We start from the raw sequence: 13,806 nt of genomic DNA, 5'->3' as shown, positions 1-13,806 counted from the left end.
CGAAGTGGTGGCGACGGCCCTGGGTCGTGCCACTCGCCCTGGTCGTCGCCGTGTTCCTCGCTTTCTCCGTGCCGCCCTACCTCACGCTCGATCCGGCGCAGTCGCGGGTTCCCGCTCCCGCCGGATTCGCCGCGCACTACTGGTTCCTCGTCGCGCACATCACCTTCGGGACCATTGCCATCGTCGGGGTCGTCCTGCAGGTCTGGCCGTGGCTGCGGCGGAGGCACCCGGTCGTGCACCGCCGCGTCGGGCGGGTTTACGTCTTCGGCGGGGCGATTCCGTCGGCCTTGATGGCCGCGACGATCGGGCCGGTGAGCCCGCTCGGGCCGGCCGTCGGTGCGCTCAACGTCTTCGCCGCCTTGCTGTGGCTCGGCTTCACGATCGCCGGGTGGCGGGCGGTGCGGCAGCGGCGGTTCGCCGACCACCGCAAGTGGATGGTCCGCAGCTTCGCCATGTGCATGAGCACGCTGATGAGCCGGGCCCTGTCGCCGCTCGCCTTCCTGATCGTCATGCCGCGGGGTGGGGACGAGGAGACGATGATCCTGAACGCGGCCACGCTGTCCGCCGTGCTGAGCGTCCTGGTCCTGCTGCTGCTCAGCCAGTGGTGGCTCGACCGGAAGCCGAAGCCAGCCAGCGCGCGATGATCGTCCGCTGGATCTCCGACGCGCCTTCGTAGATGCGCGGCGCCCGGACCTCCCGGTACAGGTGCTCCAGCAGGTGCCCGCGCCGCAGTGCGCGGGCACCGTGGAGCTGGACCGCCGAGTCGACGACGAACTGCGCCGCCTCGGTGGCGAACAGCTTCGCCATCGCCGCCCGGCCGCCGAGGTTCTGCTCGCCCGCGTCGTACGCGCCCGCCGCCGCGTAGACCAGCAGCCGGGCCGCTTCCGTGCGGGTGGCCATCTCGGCCAGCGCGTGCGCCACCGCCTGCTGCTTGATCAACGGCCCGCCGAACGCCTCGCGCGAACTCGTGTGGGACACCGCCGCGTCCAACGCCGCCTGGGCCATGCCGACGGCGAACGCGCCGACGCTCGGGCGGAACAGATCGAGGGTTCGCATCGCCACCGCGAAGCCGCGGTTCTCCTCGCCGAGCAGCTCCTCGCGCCGGACCTCGACGCCGTCGAACGTCACCGTGCCGATCGGGTGCGGGCTCACCAGGTCGAGGTGCTCGCCGCCGAGGCCCGGCCGGTCGGCGGGGACGACGAACGCGCTGACCCCGCGCGAGCCCGCCCCCGGTGTCGTCCGCGCGAACACCGTGTAGAAGTCGGCCTCCGGCGCGTTGGAGATCCACATCTTCGACCCCGTCAGGCGCCAGCCGTCGCCGTCGGGCTCCGCCGGCAGAGACAGCGCCGCCGCGTCCGAGCCGGCGTCCGGTTCCGTCAGCGCGAACGCCGCCACCGCGTCGCCGGCCGCCACCGCGGGCAGCCACTTCGCGACCTGTTCGTCCCTTCCGGACTGCAGCACCGGGTAACTGCCCAATCCCTGCAACGCCAGCGCCGTCTCGGCTTCCGTGCTCACCGTGGCGAGGTTCTCGCGCAGGATGCACAGGTCCGTCGCGGCCGCCTGCCGCGACGGCGTTCCCGAAGCGACGCCGGGGAAGAGCCGCGCGAGCAGGCCGAGCGCACCCATCGCCTTGAGCAGCGGGCGGTTGACCGCACCCTCCACACCGGACTCGGCGAGCGGGCGCAGCTGCTCTTCGGCCAGCCGCCGCACTTCGGCGGCGAACGCCTGCTGGGCGGGGTTCAGCGCGAAGGTCATGACGAAGCTCCCGGTCGCCAGCGGGCGTGTGCGGTGCCGGCCGGGCCGGACCGGACGAGGTCGAGACGCGGCTCCGGCCCGTCGGAGCGGCCCGTCTGCGGCTTGCGGCTGCCCGCGGCGAACGGCTTCGGCCACGGCATCGGGTACCCCTGCTCGGCCGCCGCGTGCAGCGTCCACTGTGGATCATAGAGGTGGGTGCGGCCCAGTGCGCAGAGGTCCGCGCGCCCGGCCAGGATCAGCGAGTTGACGTCGTCGTAGGACGAAATCGCGCCGACCGCGATCACCGCGATCCCGTACTCGTCGCCGATTTCGTTGCGGATCCGGTCGGCGTAGGGCGTCTGGTAGCTGCGGCCGTACTGCGGGCGTTCCTCGCTGACGACCTGGCCCGTCGAGACGTCGATGCCCGCGGCGCCGTGTGCGGCGAACGCGCGGGCGATCTCGACGGCGTCGTCCGCGTCGATGCCGCCCTCGCACCAGTCGGTCGCCGAGATCCGGACGGTCATCGGCCGTTCGGCGGGCCACACCGCACGCACCGCGTCGAAGACCTCCAGCGGGAAGCGCAGCCGGTTCTCGAGCGAACCACCGTAGGAGTCCTTCCGCCGGTTGGTCAGCGGCGAGAGGAACGACGACAGCAGGTAGCCGTGCGCGCAGTGCAGTTCCAGGACGTCGAACCCGGCGCGGGCGGCAGCCTCGGCGCACGCGACGAACTGCGACCGGATCTCCGCAAGATCCGCTGTGGACAGTTCACGCGGCACCTGGTTGCGCTCGGAGTACGGCAGTGCCGAAGGGGCGCAGATCTCCCAGTTGCCGGACGGCAGCGGCTCGTCGATGCCGTCCCACATGAGTTTCGTCGAACCCTTGCGCCCGGAGTGTCCCAATTGGACACCGATCCGGGACGGCGTCCGCGCGTGCACGAAGTCGGCGATCCGCTTCCACGCGGCTTCCTGTTCCGGCGTGTAGAGCCCGCCGCAGCCGGGCGTGATCCGGCCTTCGGGGGAGACGCAGACCATTTCCGTCATCACCAGCCCGGCCCCACCCAGCGCCTTGCTGCCCAGGTGCACCAGGTGGAAGTCGCCCGGCACGCCGTCCTCCGCGGAGTACATGTCCATCGGGGACACCACGATCCGGTTCGGCAGCTCCAGCTCGCCGAGCCTGAACGGCTGGAACATCGGCGGCCGCGAAGTCGTCCCGAGTGTGCGCGCGAACCAGTGGTCGAGCTCGGCCGTGAATTCGGGGTCGCGCAGGCGAAGGTTGTCGTAGGTGACGCGGCGGCTGCGCGTGAGGATGTTGAACGCGAACTGCGGCGGCTCCTGGTGGGCGTACTGCGCGATGTTCTCGAACCACTCCAGGCTGGCCTGCGCGGCCCGCTGCGTCGACGTGACGACCGGCCGCCGTTCCAGCTCGTAGGCCTTGAGCGCCTCCGCGACGCCGTCGGTTTCGTGCAGGCACGCGGCCAGCGCGAGCGCGTCCTCCATCGCCAGCTTCGTGCCGGAGCCGATCGAGAAGTGCGCGGTGTGCGCCGCGTCGCCGAGGAGGACGACGTTCTCGTGCACCCACGTCTCGCAGCGGACCGTGCCGAACGACACCCACTTCGAGTTGTTCGCCATGATCCGGTGCCCGCCGAGGACGTCGGCGCACAGCTCGCGGATCAGCGCGATCGACTTCTCGTCGCTCTCGCCGGGCTTCGGCGAGGTGGCCGCGATCGGCCCGAACGTCCGCTGCCAGACGTCCTCCTGGACCTCGAGGATGAACGTGCTGCCGTCGCGGCCGTACGGGTAGCCGTGGATCTGCATGATCCCGGCCGGTGTTTCGAGGACGTGGAACTTGAAGGCGTCGAACACCAGGTCCGTGCCCAGCCAGATGTACCGGCAGCGGCGGGTCTCGACGCTGGGCCGGAACGTCTCGGCGTACCGCGCGCGCATCGCCGAGTTGACGCCGTCGGCGGCCACGACGAGGTCGTACCCGGCGAGGTCGGCCGGCGCCTCTTCCCGGAAGTGCAGGCCGACACCGAGTTCGCCGCAGCGGCTCTGGAGGATGCCGAGCAGGCGCTTGCGGCTCATCGCGGCGAAGCCGTGGCCGCCCGAGGTGGTGACCGTGCCGCGGTAGTGCACGTCGATGTCGTCCCAGCGGGCGAATTCCGCCTTCATCGCCTCGTGCACCGCCGCGTCGGCGTGCTCGATGCCGCCGAGCGTCTCGTCGGAGAACACGACGCCGAAGCCGAAGGTGTCGTCCGGGGCGTTGCGCTCCCAGACCGTGATTTCGTGGCCGGGACCGAGCTGCTTCGCGAGCGCGGCGAAGTACAGACCCGCCGGGCCGCCACCGATGACCGCGATTCGCACGCCGTCCAGGGTATGTCGTGGCAACTACGACCGTCAATAACGCGAAAGATGGCGTACGGTGTCCGGCATGGACCGCATCAACCCGCCGGAGCTGGGCAAGCCGTCCGGGTTCTCGCACGCGGTGGTGGCCGAGGGACGGGTCGTCTTCCTCGCCGGCCAGACCGCGCTGGACGCGTCGAACAAGATCGCCGGGGACGGCGTCGTCGAGCAGTTCGAACGCGCGCTCGGCAACCTGCTGGCGTCGCTGCGCGCGGCCGGCGGGTCCCCGGCAGACCTCTGCAGCGTGACGATCTACATCGTCGACATGGCCGATTACCGCGCCCACGCGCGCGAGATCGGCGCGGTCTGGCGGCGCCTCGCGGGCACGGAGTACCCGGCGATGGCGGGCATCGGCGTGGCCCGGCTGTGGGACGAGGAGGCCTTGGTCGAAGTCCAGGGCTTCGCGGTGCTCAGCCGAGATTGATCGCCTTCGCCACGTACGCGCGGGCCGGCGTCTCCAGCTGTGCGTGCAGCTCGAAGAACAGCTCGGCCGCGCGGATCCCGGACCAGCCGCCGGGCAGGAACTCCGCGGGCAGGCCCGGGTCGAGGTAGGGCATCCGCCGCCAGCCGGTCAGCACGCGAACGTAGTCGGCGAAAGCCTGCTCGTCGGTCACGGACTCGCGGCGCAGCGCCGGGCCGTGCTCGTCGAGGAACGTCGTGTACAGCTCGTCCAGCCGGTCGAGGTCCCACCAGTCGCGCACCTTCGCCGCGACGTCGCCGAAGGCCAGGTGCTCGGCGCGGAACAGGTCGGCGTACCCGGCCAGGCCGAGCCGGGTGAGCGCTTCCTCGGTCGCGGCGTGCAGGTGGGCCGGGGCGATCCAGACGCCGGAGGCCGCGGTGCCGAAACCCATCCGGGAGAGCTGGGTCCGGAGCAGGTGACGCTTGTGGCGCTCGGTCTCCGGCACCGAGAACACCGCGAGCAGCCAGCCGTCGGCCGGGGTCGCGCGCCCGCGGCGGAAGATCCGCTCGTCGCCTTCGCGCAGGATGTCCCGGGCTTCGTCGGACAGCTCGTAGCCGGCGGTCGCGCCGCGGCGGACCGCCTCGAGGATCCCGCGGCGCTTCAGCCGGGAAATCGACGAGCGCACCGCGGGCTCGTCGACGCCGACGGCGGCCAGCAGGTCGATCAGCGAGGCGACCGAGAGCCAGCCGCCCTCGGTGCGCGAGTAGAGGCCGTACACCGTCACGATGAGCTGGCGAGGCTGGGCGGACCGGCCGGAGCCGTCCAGGTCGGTTGCCTCGGGTACGGCCGTCATCGCGCCACGATAGCAACTCCCGCCCGGTTCGCTCCGCTACGATTTCGCCGCGATGCTGCCAGCCACCAAGGGGATCTTCGACCGGCTCACCCGCCGCGGCCGCCTGATGACCAAGCGGACCTGCGACCGGCAGGGTCACGTGCTGCGCGGCGGGCGGTTCCTCTTCCGCACCCCGACCGCGTGGGAGTACGCCGCCGCCGTGGCCGGGGGCAGCGATCCGGCCGCGCAACGGTGGCTCGGCTGGCAGCGCGACTCGATCGTCGCCGAGCCGGCGCGGGCGGATGCGCTGCGGGTCGTGCCCGGCACTGGGCCGGACTGGGCGTCACCCGATCCGCAGTCCGTCGACCTGGTGATGATCGACGTCGAGGCCGGCCGCTGCGCCGGGCTGGTGAGCGTGCACACCGGCGAGGACGGCGGCCCGGAGACCGGCGGCTACCTCGCTCCCGGCTACCGCGGCCGCGGCTACGGGCGCGTGCTCTTCGCGGCCGGGCTGACGCTGGCGCACGACCACCTCGGGCTGGCGCGGGTGCGGGCCGGCGCGGAGGTCGGCAACGTCGCCAGCGCGCGGTCGCTGCAGGCCGCCGGGCTCGTCCGCGTCGCCGGCCCGCCGACGTACCGGCTGCCGGACGGCCGCGTCACCGAGGCGTGGTGGTTCCAGCACGACGTCCCGCGCCCGACGCGGTGTGGTGGCCCGCAGGCGATGTGGTTTCCGGCCGCGTCGGTGCTTTAAACTTCGGCCGCCGCCGACGTTTTCCGTGGCTACCGTCGCCGCATGACTTCGCTTTCCGCTCCGGTTCCGCCCGTGCCCGTTGACGTTCCGCTGGGGAGCGTCGCCTGGTTGCGCGCGTCCGTGGCCCGCTTCAGCAACGGCCCCGACCACGTCCGCCGTCGGGCGCTCGGCGTGGACGCGCTGGCTTCGGTCGACGCGGACTCGTTGCGGGAGAAGGCTTTCTCGCGGACTCACCGGATCGTGGCCGGTCTCGACGTCGTCGAGGTGATGGCCGAGATCGCGCGGCCGGTGCCGGTCGGGGTGCTCGCCGAGGCGCTGGGCCTGCCGGACGTCTCGGCCGACGTGGTCCCGGTCGCGGCGGCGTACCACCCGCACGTGGTGCCGGATGCGGCTGCCGAAGCGGCGCTGGCGCGGCTCGTCGCGGCCTGCGGCGGGCCCTCCGAACTCGCGGCGGCGCGGATCGGCCTGCTCGTCCAGGCCTGCGACGCCACGGCGGGCCTCATCGGCAACGAGCTTTTCGCTTGGCTGACCGGAAAACCCGCCGAGCAGCCGGTGCTCGCCACGCGCCGGCGGATCGACGGCGAAGACGTCACGGTGTCCCTCGCCGGCACGCCGTTCGGCGCCGGTCCGCGCGCGTGCCCGGGGTCGTGGCACGCACGTGCCCTCGCGGCCGGCGTTTTCGAGGCGTTGCGGGATTTTCGCCTGACAGAAGGGGAAGTCTCCTGGATTTCGTCGCCGAATCTCCGGATGCCCGCGGTGCTGCGGGTGACCCGCGGCTGACCTGCCGGAGAGGTCTGCTAAGACTTACCGCGTTCATTCCTGGGGGAAGGCGGGGAATTGCTGTACTTCAACGGCCTGCTCGGCATCGTCACGTTCGGGTTGTGGATCTTCTGCCTGGTCGACGTGATCACGACGGACGAATCGTCCTGCCGCAACCTGCCGAAGGGGCTGTGGCTGCTGCTCGTGCTGGTGGTGCCGCTGGTCGGCTCGATCATCTGGCTGGTCGCCGGCCGTCCGCGGCAGGCGGCGCGGGCGCACGGCCCGTACGAGCGGCAGGCGACGGCGTTCCCGGAGTACGACCGGCCGGGCCGGTTCGCGGCGACGAGCGCCGACGACGACGAGGAATTCCTCCGCAAGTGCCGGGAACGCGCGGAAGCCCAGCGCAAGCTGGCCCGCGAAAAGCGCGGCGAGGCCTAGCAGGCCGGTCCGTCGCAGGTGCCGCGTTCGTAGGCTTCCAGTGTCGTGATCACCAGCCGGCGTTCGGCGGGGGTCAACGGCGTCAGTGCGTCGCTCCAGGCCTTCGCGCCGCGGGCGAGCCAGGCGTCGACCGCCGGGCGCTTGTCCTCGGCGATGCTGACGATCGTGCGGCGACGGTCGGCCGGGTCCTCGTCGCGGTTCAGCACGCCCTGGCGGCTGAGGTCGCCGACCATCAGGCTCGCCGTCGTCGGTGCGACCTGCAGGCGGGTGGCCAGCTCGGTGACCGTCATCGGGCCGTCGAAGAGCAGGTACGACAGCAGCGAAAGGTGCCGCGGCGCCAGCGCGCAGCCGTCCAGCTCCGCCGGCACCGGGGTGCGTTTCGCGCGGCCGACCAGGCGCGGCATGAGCAGCAGGAGCTGCCGCACGCCGTCCTCGACACTCGGTCCGGCCTCCGTTGACACCGCTCCCCTCCCGTCGGTAGCTTTGCTTGCAAAGCAAACGCTTAAGAGCTTACTCGCGTCCGGCCGAGCGTACCGGCCAGAAACAGGGGATCCCATGACCACGCCAGCCGACATGAACGACTTCAACAAGCAGATCGTCGAAGAGTTCCGGGCCAACGAGGGCAAGGTCGGCGGCATGTTCGAGGGCAAGAACGTGCTGCTGCTCACCACGATCGGCGCGAAGAGCGGAGCCGAGCGCCTGTCCCCGCTCGTCTACACCACGGACGGCGACCGCTACGTCATCGCGGCGTCCATGGGCGGCGCGCCGAAGAACCCGGCCTGGTTCCACAACCTGGTGGCCAACCCGAAGGTGACGGTCGAGGTCGGCACGGAGAAGTTCGAGGCGACGGCCACGGTCATCGCCGACCGCGCCGAGCGCGACCGCCTGTACGCGGGCATGGTGGCGCACGCGGAGGGCTTCGCGGACTACGAGAAGAAGACCGACCGGGTGATCCCGATCGTGGTCCTGGAGCGCTAGGACCCGACCGGCGCGGGCTCGGCGCGTGTCTCGGCGGGACGCTGCTCTGCGTCCTGCCGCTCCGCGCGCCGGGCTTCCTTGCGGGCGATGAGCTGCTTGCCGACGTCGATCAGCGGCTTCTCGACCCAGCGGTGGATCAGGTCCGCGATCGCCAGGCCGACCAGGAACACCGTCAGCGCGGAGACCGTCCGGTGCTGTGCCAGCCCGGGCACCGCCTGGACGACGACGAAGTGCACCGGCCCCTGCAGCAGGTACAGCGAGTACGACCGCTCGCCCACGAACCGCATCGGGGCGGTGCTGAGCAGCCAGCGCAGCGGACCCGGGCTCACCAGCACGATCAGCAGCAGCATCGTCAGCGCCGCGTACGCCACCAGCAGCCAGAGGTTGTTGCGGGTCTCGTGCCAGAGGCGGTCGAAGTTCGTGTGCAGCAGCGCGAACGCCGCGAAGATCGGGATCGCCGCCAGCGGGTGCGTCAGCGGCTTCAGCAGCGCGTACCCGCGGCGGTAGTGCAGCAGGATCGCCAGCAGGCAGCCGCCCGCCAGGATGAAGTAGTGGATCGTCGAGCGGTAGATCGCCGTCTGCGAGTACTCCAGGACCCAGCCGCCGGTGGTCAGCGGGACCAGGGCCAGCAACGCCACCATGGCCACGCCGACCAGCAGGAACTTGCGCTTGGCCGCGCCGATCCCGATCGCGACCAGCAGGAACGGCCAGACCAGGTAGAACTTCTCCTCGATCCCGAGCGTCCACGAGCCGCTGAAGAAGTTGTCCGTGCCGGTGGTGGCCGCCGGCAGGAACTCGTTGAGGAACGTCAGGTAGTACTTCAGCGCCTGCGGGAAGTCACGCGAGTAGAACTCGCCGCGCAGGATCACGAACGCGACGATCCCGCCGAGGATCACCAGGTACGGCGGCAGGATGCGGAACACGCGCCGGATGTAGAAGTTCGACAGCGAAATCCGGTGGGTGCGGTCCTGCTCGCGCAGGAGCAACGTCGTGATCAGGAACCCGGACAGCACGAAGAAGAGGTAGACGCCGACCCAGCCCGACAGCCACGTCCAGTTCGGCCCGCCGAAGTGGAAGAAGATGACCATCGTCGCGGCGAGCGCGCGCAGGCCGTCGAGCCCGGGGAACCGCCGCATGCCGAGGTAGTCCTCGTGGCTCATCGTGCGCAAGACGGTTCCCCTAACGGTGTGATCAGGCCGGCCGAGTATATGGCCCCGATTTCCGGGTCTTTTCCCCGGCCGTGACCCGGTCATCCGGCCCGGAAGAGGTCCCCGGCGTCGTACCGGCGCTTGAGCTCCCGGAGCCGCCGCAGGTCGGCGGCCGGGAAGACGCTCTCCGCCACCTCCTCCGGCGCGTGCTCGCCGTAGACGAACGGCAGCAGCCGGCCAGTGGTCCACGGCGCCAGCGCGTCGAACAGCTTCGCGTGCGCGCGCCGGACGGCCGCGACACCGTCGTCGCCGACCACCGACAGGGCGCGGACGACGAACTCGGCCGAGGAGTCCCAGCTCACACCGGGCGTCTCCGGGACCCTGGCCAGTGCGCCGCCCAGCCGGTCGACGATGAGCACGGGCGGCGCGGCCGCGCCCGGGCCGGCGTGCTCCACGATCGCGTCGAGCACGGCGTCGTTCAGCTGGGAGACCGTCGCGTTGGTGCCGTGGTAGCCGTGTGGCTGCCGCGGTTCGGCCGCGATCGACCCGGATTCGGTGAACGGCATCGGCCGCAGCGTGTCCACCAGTGCCGGGGCGACGGCCCGCAGCGGCGCGACGAGGTCGTCGCCGTCCTCGCCGAGGTAGGCGATCCGGACCTGGGCGATGTGCCGTCCGCGCACGGGCTCGGGCACCACCGGCAGGTCGGGGTACTGGATCATCGCCAGCGACGTCGACAGCGTGTCCGGCGCGGCCGCCGACCACGTCCGCCACGCCCGCAGCACGGACGGCACGTCGGCGCTGCCGAAGGTGAGGCTGCCGCCGTAGAGGTCGCGGACCGGCACGAGGCCGAACTCGATCGCCGTCACGACGCCGAAGCCGTCACGGCCGCCGCGCAGCGCCCAGAACAGGTCCGAGCCCGGCTCGACGCGCCGGAGTTCGCCGTCCGCGGTCACCACGTCGAGGGCGCGGACGTGGTCGGCGGCGCGGCCGTACCGGCGGGCCATCAGCCCGAAGCCGCCGCTGAGCGTGTAGCCGACGACGCCCACGTCCGGGGACGAGCCGCTGAGCGGCGCCAGGCCGTGCTCGCCCGCGGCGGCGATCACCGCCTCCCAGCGGACACCCGCTTCGACGCGCGCGGTGCGGGCCGCCGCGTCGATCTCGACGCCGGTCATCCGGCGGGTGCTGACCAGGACGCCGTCGGTGCCCGCGGTCAGGCCGTGCCCGGTGGCCTGCACCGCGACGGGCAGCCGGTGCTCCGCCGCGTAACGCACGGCGGCGGCGACGTCCTCGGCGCTTTCGGCGGCGACGACGGCCGCGGGCGCGGTGGGGACCGCCGTCTGGAATCCGGCGACTTCTTCGGCGTAACCGTCCTGACCGGGGCGGAGGATGTTCATCTCGGGTCCTTTCGTTCGCTGCCTCCAGCTTCGGACGCCCACGCTCAGAAGTCCAAGATCTGGTTTTTCTGCCGACTAGAATCAGTGCTTATGGAATTGCACCAGCTCGCGTACTTCGTCGCCGTCGCGGAGGAAGGCGGCTTCACGCGCGCGGCGCAGCGGCTGCACGTCGCCCAGCCCGGGGTGAGTGCGCAGGTCAAACGACTGGAGCGGGAACTGGGGCAGGAGCTGCTGGACCGCTCCGGCCGGACGGTCCGGCTCACCGACGTCGGTGCCGCGGCCCTGCCGCACGCCCGGGCCGCGCTCGCGGCGGTGCAGGGCGTGCGCGAAGCCGTCGAGGAGCTCGCCGGGCTGGTCCGCGGGCAGGTCGCGATCGGCGCGGTGACGTCGGCGGGGCCGGTCGGGCTGCCCGACCTGCTGGCCGGCTTCCACGAGCGGTACCCGGCGGTGGAGATCACGCTGTCGGAAGCCAACTCCGACACCATGCTGGCGGCGCTGCACGAGGGACGGCTCGACCTCGCCGTCGTGGGCCTCGCGACCGGCCCGCCGCCCGGCATCGCGACGCAGGTGCTGCTGGACGAGCCGTTCCTGGCCGTCACCGCGCCGTCCGGTCCGCTGGCCGGCCGGGAGGAGATCGAGATCCCCGACCTCGACGGCCTGCCGCTGATGGCGTTGCCGAAGGGGACCGGCCTGCGCACGGCGTTGGACGCGGCCTTCGCGCGGGTAGGACTGACGCCGCGGATCGCGTTCGAGGCGGCCGACCCGAACGTCCTGGTGCAGCTGGTCACGCGGGGGCTCGGAGTGGCGATCGTGCCGGAGTCGCTGGCCCGGTACCACCAGGCCGAGCTGCGGGTCGTCGAGCTGCGCGGGCCGGGGTTGCGGGGTGTGCTGGCCCTGGCGTGGCGCGCGGAGGGGCCGTTGAGCCCGGCCGCGCGCGCGTTGATCGCGTTCGCCCGGGCGGCGTACCGCTCTTGACAGGTAGTCAACAACCGCGTTCGCTGGGGGTCGAGGAGGTGCGCCGATGACCGGAACCGCCCTTCGCGACGCCGTCGTCGGCGCCGGGCTGCTGGCCGGGAGCGCGAACGTGATCATGCAGCTCTCCCGCGCGCCCGTCGGGCACGGCGTCCTGGAGAGCCGGGTCGACAGCGGCAACCTCTTCCACCACCCGGTGAAGCGGACCCGGACCACGCTCACCTACCTCGCGGTGGCGACGATGGGCACCGACGCCGAGCGCGCGGCGTACCGGAAGGCCGTCAACCGGGCCCACGCGCAGGTGCACTCGACCGCGGCCAGCCCGGTCGCCTACGACGCCTTCGACACCGGCCTCCAGCTGTGGGTCGCGGCCTGCCTGTACAAGGGCTTCGAGGACGTCTACCTCGCCTTCGTCGGCGGCGAGCCGGAGCGGTTCTACGCCGACGCCGCCGCCCTCGGCACCACGCTGCAGGTGCGTCCCGGGATGTGGCCCGCGGACCGGGCGGCCTTCGAGGAGTACTGGGCGGGCGGGCTGGCCGGGATCGGCATCGACGACGCCGTCCGCCGCTACCTCACCCGGATCGTCGACCTGGAGTTCCTGCCGCCGGTGTTCGCCGTGCCCGGACGGCGGTTCCACCGGTTCGTCACCACCGGGTTCCTCCCGCAGCGCTTCCGCGACGAGATGCGGCTGTCCTGGACCGCCACCGACCAGCGCCGGTTCGACGTGCTTCTCGCCGTGCTCGGCCGGGTCGTCCGGGTGCTGCCCGGACCGCTGCGGCGGTTCCCGTTCAACCTCTGCCTTCGGGATCTTCGGTGGCGGTTGCGCACCGGACGTCCGCTCGTTGGGAGTTGACCGCCTCGGGCGGGGACGCGAGGGTGGGCGAATGAGTGGCGATGAGATCCGGCACGGCGTCAAGCTGAGCAGTCTCGACCAGGAGGTCTTCCCGGACGCGGGGGTCACCAAGCGGGAACTGCTCGACTACCTCGAGGCGGTGTCCGGCCGGATGCTGCCGGAGCTGCACGACCGGCTGCTGAGCGTCGTGCGGGTGCTGCGCGGCCAAGGGCCGTTCATGCAGAAGAACCTGCCGAAGTACACCCCGGAGTGGGTGGAGCGCCGGGCGCTGTGGGCCGATCGCTCGCGTCGCGAAGTCACCTACGCGCTCTGCAACGACCTGCGCACGCTGCTGTGGTTCGGCAACCAGCGCGCGATCGAGTACCACACGACGCTGTTCCGCGGCGACCCCGCGACCGGGGCGACCCACCTGATCCTCGACCTCGACCCACCCCAGGACGCGCCGTTTTCGCTGGCCGTGGGCGCCGCGAAGCTGGTGCGGGAGGCGTTGCGCAACGACGGTCTCGACGGCGCGGTGAAGACCAGCGGCTCCAAGGGCGTCCACGTCTTCGTGCCGCTCGCGCCCGGGCAGGCCGTCGAGGACATCGCGGCGGCGACCCGCGCGGTGGCGGCCCGTGCCGAGCGGATCGACCCGGCGCTGGGCACGACGGAGTTCGTGCTCGAGCGCCGCGAAGGCAAGGTGTTCCTGGATTCGACGCGGGCCGGCGGCGGGACGGTCGTCTCGGTCTACAGCCCGCGTCACCGCCCGGGCGCGCCGGTGTCGTTCCCGGTCCGCTGGGCCGAGCTCGACGGCGTCAAGCCGGCCGACTTCACCGTCCACACGGTCCCGGCCCTGCTGGACGGCGGCGATCCCTGGACCGAGGAGATGCCCGAGCCGTTCGTGCTGCCCGCCGACCTGGTCGCGGAGGGCCACACCATCCCGATCGCCCGCGTGGCGGCGATGCACGAGGGCAAGCGCCGAGCCCGCGCCGCCCGCGAATCAAGCTAGCCAAAGCGCCCCAATGTGGCCTTGGTTGCGTTGAATAGGGCTTTGTTAGGGCGGGAGTGGTTGTTGGCATAGTGCGCAGGCCCCGGTCCAGCAGGTGAGCAGGTTCTGCAGGAGCAGGCTGGTCTGTCCGAGTGTCAGGCCGGGGCCACGAGTTTTGCTG

General features: G+C 71.9%; 15 protein-coding genes. 9 read left to right on the top strand and 6 right to left on the bottom strand.

Annotation, left to right across the window (positions count from 1 at the left end; all coding sequences use genetic code 11):
* Positions 1–26: 26 nt before the first annotated feature.
* Positions 27–644, top strand: coding sequence for a DUF2306 domain-containing protein (locus tag ACLJQE_RS00075; protein WP_410636853.1), 618 nt, complete (start codon positions 27–29; stop codon positions 642–644).
* Here the strand turns inward: ACLJQE_RS00075 and ACLJQE_RS00070 are convergent.
* Positions 595–1,755, bottom strand: a complete 1,161-nt coding sequence (locus tag ACLJQE_RS00070) for an acyl-CoA dehydrogenase family protein (protein ID WP_410636852.1) — start codon at positions 1,753–1,755, stop codon at positions 595–597. The genes ACLJQE_RS00075 and ACLJQE_RS00070 overlap by 50 nt on opposite strands.
* A complete protein-coding gene (locus ACLJQE_RS00065; protein WP_410636851.1) occupies positions 1,752–4,094 on the bottom strand; it encodes a bifunctional salicylyl-CoA 5-hydroxylase/oxidoreductase in 2,343 nt (780 codons plus the stop codon). The genes ACLJQE_RS00070 and ACLJQE_RS00065 overlap by 4 nt, the downstream gene beginning before the upstream one ends.
* Positions 4,095–4,161: 67 nt before the next feature.
* Between ACLJQE_RS00065 and ACLJQE_RS00060 the strand changes: the two genes are divergently transcribed.
* Positions 4,162–4,557 carry a RidA family protein gene (locus ACLJQE_RS00060; RefSeq protein ID WP_410636850.1) on the top strand — a complete coding sequence of 132 codons (396 nt, stop codon included), beginning with the start codon at positions 4,162–4,164 and terminating at the stop codon, positions 4,555–4,557.
* Here the strand turns inward: ACLJQE_RS00060 and ACLJQE_RS00055 are convergent.
* The gene (locus ACLJQE_RS00055; RefSeq protein WP_410636849.1) at positions 4,544–5,386 is read right to left on the bottom strand and encodes a PaaX family transcriptional regulator C-terminal domain-containing protein; all 843 of its coding nucleotides are present in this window, start codon (positions 5,384–5,386) and stop codon (positions 4,544–4,546) included. The genes ACLJQE_RS00060 and ACLJQE_RS00055 overlap by 14 nt on opposite strands.
* A 52-nt stretch (positions 5,387–5,438) precedes the next feature.
* Between ACLJQE_RS00055 and ACLJQE_RS00050 the strand changes: the two genes are divergently transcribed.
* The 3 genes from ACLJQE_RS00050 (at position 5,439) to ACLJQE_RS00040 (ending at position 7,313) form a co-directional block, all read left to right on the top strand.
* Positions 5,439–6,116 carry a GNAT family N-acetyltransferase gene (locus tag ACLJQE_RS00050; RefSeq protein ID WP_410636848.1) on the top strand — a complete coding sequence of 226 codons (678 nt, stop codon included), beginning with the start codon at positions 5,439–5,441 and terminating at the stop codon, positions 6,114–6,116.
* 120 nt (positions 6,117–6,236) lie between these two features.
* The gene (locus tag ACLJQE_RS00045; RefSeq protein WP_410638253.1) at positions 6,237–6,896 is read left to right on the top strand and encodes a hypothetical protein; all 660 of its coding nucleotides are present in this window, start codon (positions 6,237–6,239) and stop codon (positions 6,894–6,896) included.
* A gap of 57 nt (positions 6,897–6,953) precedes the next feature.
* Positions 6,954–7,313: a PLDc N-terminal domain-containing protein gene (locus ACLJQE_RS00040; RefSeq protein ID WP_410636847.1), complete on the top strand. Its 360-nt coding sequence runs from the start codon at positions 6,954–6,956 to the stop codon at positions 7,311–7,313.
* On the opposite strand, the gene ACLJQE_RS00035 is transcribed toward ACLJQE_RS00040, so the two are convergent.
* Positions 7,310–7,774, bottom strand: coding sequence for a MarR family winged helix-turn-helix transcriptional regulator (locus ACLJQE_RS00035; protein WP_091318273.1), 465 nt, complete (start codon positions 7,772–7,774; stop codon positions 7,310–7,312). The genes ACLJQE_RS00040 and ACLJQE_RS00035 overlap by 4 nt on opposite strands.
* Before the next feature lie 94 nt (positions 7,775–7,868).
* Between ACLJQE_RS00035 and ACLJQE_RS00030 the strand changes: the two genes are divergently transcribed.
* On the top strand, positions 7,869–8,291 hold the full coding sequence (locus tag ACLJQE_RS00030) for a nitroreductase family deazaflavin-dependent oxidoreductase (protein ID WP_410636846.1): 423 nt from the start codon (positions 7,869–7,871) through the stop codon (positions 8,289–8,291).
* Here the strand turns inward: ACLJQE_RS00030 and ACLJQE_RS00025 are convergent.
* Positions 8,288–9,451 (bottom strand): acyltransferase family protein, encoded by a 1,164-nt coding sequence (locus tag ACLJQE_RS00025; protein WP_410638251.1) that lies wholly within the window; start codon positions 9,449–9,451, stop codon positions 8,288–8,290. The two genes, ACLJQE_RS00030 and ACLJQE_RS00025, sit on opposite strands and share 4 nt — an antisense overlap.
* A gap of 89 nt (positions 9,452–9,540) precedes the next feature.
* Entirely contained in the window at positions 9,541–10,833 is a 1,293-nt protein-coding gene (locus tag ACLJQE_RS00020) for an FAD-binding oxidoreductase (RefSeq protein WP_410636845.1), read from the bottom strand.
* A gap of 90 nt (positions 10,834–10,923) precedes the next feature.
* Here ACLJQE_RS00020 and ACLJQE_RS00015 point away from each other — a divergent pair, with 90 nt between their 5' ends.
* From ACLJQE_RS00015 to ACLJQE_RS00005, 3 genes are read left to right on the top strand one after another with little or no spacing between them, the layout of a single operon-like run.
* A complete protein-coding gene (locus ACLJQE_RS00015) occupies positions 10,924–11,808 on the top strand; it encodes a LysR family transcriptional regulator (protein ID WP_410636844.1) in 885 nt (294 codons plus the stop codon).
* A gap of 46 nt (positions 11,809–11,854) precedes the next feature.
* A complete protein-coding gene (locus tag ACLJQE_RS00010; RefSeq protein WP_410636843.1) occupies positions 11,855–12,658 on the top strand; it encodes an oxygenase MpaB family protein in 804 nt (267 codons plus the stop codon).
* A gap of 31 nt (positions 12,659–12,689) precedes the next feature.
* Positions 12,690–13,646: a DNA polymerase domain-containing protein gene (locus ACLJQE_RS00005; protein ID WP_410636842.1), complete on the top strand. Its 957-nt coding sequence runs from the start codon at positions 12,690–12,692 to the stop codon at positions 13,644–13,646.
* The last annotated feature ends 160 nt before the right edge of the window (positions 13,647–13,806 follow it).

This window comes from Amycolatopsis sp. lyj-346, assembly GCF_046548975.1.
Classification (GTDB): domain Bacteria; phylum Actinomycetota; class Actinomycetes; order Mycobacteriales; family Pseudonocardiaceae; genus Amycolatopsis.
This window is presented reverse-complemented; position numbering and strand designations above follow the sequence as displayed.

What these genes read in the sequence shown, in the direction of transcription:
- ACLJQE_RS00070 (WP_410636852.1), bottom strand. Translation starts at nt 1,755, where the DNA reads ATGACCTTCGCGCTGAACCCCGCCCAGCAGGCGTTCGCCGCCGAAGTG.
- ACLJQE_RS00060 (WP_410636850.1), top strand. Translation starts at nt 4,162, where the DNA reads ATGGACCGCATCAACCCGCCGGAGCTGGGCAAGCCGTCCGGGTTCTCG.
- ACLJQE_RS00055 (WP_410636849.1), bottom strand. Translation starts at nt 5,386, where the DNA reads ATGACGGCCGTACCCGAGGCAACCGACCTGGACGGCTCCGGCCGGTCC.
- ACLJQE_RS00050 (WP_410636848.1), top strand. Translation starts at nt 5,439, where the DNA reads ATGCTGCCAGCCACCAAGGGGATCTTCGACCGGCTCACCCGCCGCGGC.
- ACLJQE_RS00030 (WP_410636846.1), top strand. Translation starts at nt 7,869, where the DNA reads ATGACCACGCCAGCCGACATGAACGACTTCAACAAGCAGATCGTCGAA.
- ACLJQE_RS00025 (WP_410638251.1), bottom strand. Translation starts at nt 9,451, where the DNA reads ATGAGCCACGAGGACTACCTCGGCATGCGGCGGTTCCCCGGGCTCGAC.
- ACLJQE_RS00020 (WP_410636845.1), bottom strand. Translation starts at nt 10,833, where the DNA reads ATGAACATCCTCCGCCCCGGTCAGGACGGTTACGCCGAAGAAGTCGCC.
- ACLJQE_RS00015 (WP_410636844.1), top strand. Translation starts at nt 10,924, where the DNA reads ATGGAATTGCACCAGCTCGCGTACTTCGTCGCCGTCGCGGAGGAAGGC.
- ACLJQE_RS00010 (WP_410636843.1), top strand. Translation starts at nt 11,855, where the DNA reads ATGACCGGAACCGCCCTTCGCGACGCCGTCGTCGGCGCCGGGCTGCTG.
- ACLJQE_RS00005 (WP_410636842.1), top strand. Translation starts at nt 12,690, where the DNA reads ATGAGTGGCGATGAGATCCGGCACGGCGTCAAGCTGAGCAGTCTCGAC.